The organism is Nocardioides sp., from assembly GCF_035703625.1.
GTDB lineage: Bacteria > Actinomycetota > Actinomycetes > Propionibacteriales > Nocardioidaceae > Nocardioides.
On the sequence record NZ_DASSXS010000085.1, the window covers coordinates 1 to 4,074 of the forward strand.

Annotated in this window: 3 protein-coding genes; 1 reads left to right on the forward strand and 2 read right to left on the reverse strand. The window is 68.8% G+C overall.

Annotated features, from left to right (window positions below; genetic code table 11):
* Nucleotides 1-89 precede the first annotated feature (89 nt).
* A complete protein-coding gene (locus tag VFN12_RS04285; RefSeq protein ID WP_325117359.1) occupies nt 90-2,249 on the forward strand; it encodes a M14 family zinc carboxypeptidase in 2,160 nt (719 codons plus the stop codon).
* 86 nt (nt 2,250-2,335) lie between these two features.
* Here the strand turns inward: VFN12_RS04285 and VFN12_RS04290 are convergent, their stop codons facing one another.
* Together VFN12_RS04290 and VFN12_RS04295 are read right to left on the reverse strand one after the other, a co-directional pair.
* Complete coding sequence (locus VFN12_RS04290; protein WP_325117360.1) at nt 2,336-2,851, reverse strand: DUF4234 domain-containing protein; 516 nt, start codon at nt 2,849-2,851, stop codon at nt 2,336-2,338.
* Nucleotides 2,852-2,979: 128 nt separating this feature from the next.
* Nucleotides 2,980-3,840 carry a hypothetical protein gene (locus VFN12_RS04295; RefSeq protein ID WP_325117362.1) on the reverse strand — a complete coding sequence of 287 codons (861 nt, stop codon included), beginning with the start codon at nt 3,838-3,840 and terminating at the stop codon, nt 2,980-2,982.
* Nucleotides 3,841-4,074 lie beyond the last annotated feature (234 nt).

Genomic DNA, 4,074 nt, shown 5'->3' on the forward strand with positions numbered 1-4,074 from the left:
GCGTGACCCGGTTTGGTTCGGCTCGTTGATGGGGAGGAGAAGGTCCGCCAAACCACACGCGGGCCGCGACGCCCCACGCAGGAGATTCAATGATCCACCGGTCACGCCGCAGTCGTGCGGCACTCGCCGCGGCGCTCACCACAGCGCTGCTCGGTCTCGCGCCCTCCGTCATCACCGGGTCGGCAGAGGCCGCAGACACCGACACCGCCTTCGCCCCCCAGCTCGTGACGGTGGACACCCCCACCCGTGCGGACAAGCAACGGCTCCAGGCCCTGGGGCTCGACCTCACCGAGCACGCCGGACACGACTACATCGAGGTCGTGCTGCACACCGGGTCCGACGCCGAGCTCCTCCGCGAGTCGGGTCTGACGTACGACGTGCGCATCGCCAACCTCGTCGAGCGCGAGGCACGCAACAACCAGATCAACGCGGCGTACGCCGCCGCGACTGTCCAGTCGCCGCTCCCCTCGGGACGCGACGGCTACCGCACGCTCGAGGACTACAACAACGACATGCGCCAGCTGGCGACCATCCGGCCGAACATCGCCAAGGTGTTCGACCTGCCGCACCCGTCGCTCGACGGCAAGACCGTGCAGGGGATCGAGATCGGTGCCAACGTCCGGGCACCCGAGGACGGCCGCCCGGTGTTCCTGCTGATGGGTGTGCACCACGCGCGCGAGTGGCCCTCGGGTGAGCTCGCGATGGAGTTCGCCTACGACCTGGTCAAGAACTACGGGCAGAACGCGCGCATCACCGGCCTTCTGGACCGGTCGCGCGTGATCGTCGTACCAGTGGTCAACGTCGACGGGTTCGACCTCTCCCGCACCGACGGCGGCATGGTCGACCTGCGCGAGCTCGACAACGGCGGCACCGTGTCGCTCCTCGGCACACCCGGAAACGCCTACCGGCGCAAGAACTGCCGGGTCGTGGACGGACAGGACACCCCTGACGGCTCCTGCCGCGCGTTGACTGCCAGCAGCCCGGGCGGATTCGGCCTGGGGGTCGACCTGAACCGCAACTACGGCGGCTTCTGGGGCGGTCCGGGGGCTGCGGGAACGTTCCCCGACCCGACTGCCGAGCGGCCCACCGGCCTGGCCGACCCGACCTACCGCGGTCCCGAGCCGTTCTCAGAGCCCGAGACGCAGAACATCCGTGAGCTGATCAGCAGCCGCCAGGTCACGACCATGATCTCCAACCACACCTTCTCCAACCTGGTGCTCCGTCCCAACGGCGTCCACCCCGACACCATCGGCCCGGACGGCAACCCGATCGGCAACGCACCCGACGAGGAGGGCCTGAAGGCGCTCGGCGCGGAGATGACCGCCGCCAACGGCTACCGCAACATCCACGGCTGGGAGCTCTACGACACCACCGGCACCACGGAGGACTGGTCCTACAACGCCACCGGCGGCTACGGCTACACCTTCGAGATCGGCCCCAACGAGTTCCACCCGCCGTTCCCGCAGGTCATCGACGAGTACCTCGGCGCCGGGGAGTACGCCGGCATGGGGAACCGCGAGGCCTACCTCGATGCGCTGGAGAACACCGTCGACACGGCCACGCACTCGGTGATCAAGGGCAGCGCTCCGAAGGGCGCCACCCTGAGGCTGCGCAAGGAATTCTCCACCCCCACGTGGGAGAGCTCGTTCACCGACCGGCTCGACACCACGATGCAGGTGGGCAACAGCGGCAAGTTCACCTGGCACATCAACCAGTCGACCCGCCCGGTCGTGCAGGACAAGCTGGTCGAGATCACCGAGGACCAGCCGGTCCGCTCCCAGGAGTACACCGGCGGACCGACCGCGGCGGGCGAGCACGTCGATCACCCGTTCACCATCACCGAGACAGGTATGGACGTCCTCCAGGTGAGCCTCGACTGGCCGACCCCGGACGACCTCGACCTCGAGGTCTACAAGAAGAACGCCGACGGCTCGCTGACCGAGGTCGCCTCCTCCGGGAACGTTCCCGGCATGAAGGAGCAGGCCGAGGTCGGCAACCCCGAGCCGGGTGACTACGTGCTTCGGGTGATCAACTTCGCCTCGGCGACCCCGACGTACGACCTCTCGGCGACCCTGTTCGACTCGACGGTCGTGTCGTCGGAGGAGGTGCCGGGGCTCATCGAGAACTGGACGCTCACCTGTGAGGTGGGTGGTCAGGTCCTCCAGACGGTGCCGGTGATCATCGACCGGGGCGAGCAGGCCAAGCTCGACCTGGGCACCTGCATCACTCGGGCGAGGAACCTCGGCTGACCATCGCTGGTTGATCCGTCACGACAGGACGCCCCGGTTGGGTACATCCAACCGGGGCGTCCTCGTGACGTGAGTGGCCCGGAAAGTCAGCGGACTCCCTGCGCGCGCCAGTAGGCGTTGAGCGCGCCGTTGGTCTTGATGAACCACACCAGCGGGCCGACCAGGATGAACATCCCGGGGAAGTACCAGAGCCCGGTGGCGCCGCTGACGGGCTTGCGCATGCCGGCGCGCTCGTAGAGGCCCCCGACCTCGCTGGAGTTGAGGTAGGGCATCACGATGCCCACGAGGATGGCGAGCAGGAGCGCCAGACCGCCGCCGATGCCCTGGCCGGAGTGGCGCTTCATCTCGTCGTGCGTGCTGTAGTACCAGACCAGTGCGTAGATGCCGAAGGTGATGATGGCAAGGAAGATGCACATCCCGGTCCCGCGGATCTTGCCCGGGCTCCCCGCCGCCGCAGGGTGGGCGTAGGGCGCGGGAGGCACGGCGGCGTACGGCGCAGGTGCCTGCGAGGCGTGGGCCGGCGCGGTCGGGGCGACGTCGGTGCCCGGAGCAGGGATGACCGGCTCGGCGGCAGGGACGGTCGACTCGGGGTGGTCTGTCATCGATGATTCCTTCAGGTTGGATGGAAGTGCCAGCAGAGGCTGTCAGGAACTGGGTTCCTGCGCGGGCGAATGCGGAGATTCGCTAACAGTCGAGGCGGCGGGCCCAGCACTCCGAGCGGCGCCCCGCGTCAACGGCACTTGATCGAGCCCAGCCGGGCGAGACCCTCGAGGTCTCCGGGTCCGTAGTGGAGCTGGCCCTCGTTGGTCGCGTTCATCAGCTCACCGGGGTCGTTGACGTGGTTGAGCCCGACGAGGTGCCCGAACTCGTGGTCGACGATCGCCTGGGCCTCGGCACCGTCCACCGTCCCGTCGAACACCTCCTGGTCGAGTACGACGACGCCGGTCACGTACCGCATCCGTCCCGTGCCCGAGTCCACCGCTGCGCTGCCACCGAAGCCGGCTATGTCGCCGGCGAGATCGGGTTCCTCCTCCGGCGTGGCCCAGGCGACGAGGACGGGACGGCGAGTCCCCAGCACTGAGCCTCGCTCGAAGTCGCGATCGGTGGTGTCCGCGACCCGCTCGAAGCGCAGTCCGGTGGCGGCGCTCGTGTGCTCCATGGCGGTGCGGACGAGCTCCTCGTAGTCCTCCGGCGCCCCGGCCGGATTGACGGCGACCTCGATGGGACGACACGGGTCGTAGCCCACCGGCTCGTTGCTTCCTCGCTGCGTGAGGGAGAAGCGGAAGCTCCCGCCTCGGTCCTGCACGTCGGGTGCGGCCAGCGGGCGGTCGTTGTCGAAGCCGATGAGCCGCCGGAGGGTTCTCGTGTTCTCGTCGGGGGACAGCGCCACGATCCCCGTCAGCAGCAGGCCGGAGATCAGCAGGCCGGGGATCACCGGACTGCGGCCCGCGCGGCGAGTCCTGATCGTGCCGGGTGAGGGCATGGTGCCGAGCCCGTGCTCACGGTCGAGCCGATCGAGCTCGGCCATGCGCCGACGCAGGTCGCGAGCCGCGCGTCGCCGACGTACGCCGCGACGGATCCGAAAGAGCACAGGACATCCTCACCCCTGCCCCGGGCCCTTCGCAGGGATATTCGGGTTCGGCGCCGCTCTGGCTCGGTGTCCATGAGACCTGTGGCACCCCCTCGGGTATGATGCCCTTGGCAACCCAGCCACCCGTGCTCTGTGTCTCGGGGCTTTCCGCGGCCGTTCCGATCGTCCGATCCGCCGCGACGTCCCGCAGGAGCACGCACACGCTGCAGCTGCGACTGCTTTCGGGCAGTCGAT

What these genes read in the sequence shown, in the direction of transcription:
- VFN12_RS04285 (WP_325117359.1), top strand. Translation starts at nt 90, where the DNA reads ATGATCCACCGGTCACGCCGCAGTCGTGCGGCACTCGCCGCGGCGCTC.
- VFN12_RS04290 (WP_325117360.1), bottom strand. Translation starts at nt 2,851, where the DNA reads ATGACAGACCACCCCGAGTCGACCGTCCCTGCCGCCGAGCCGGTCATC.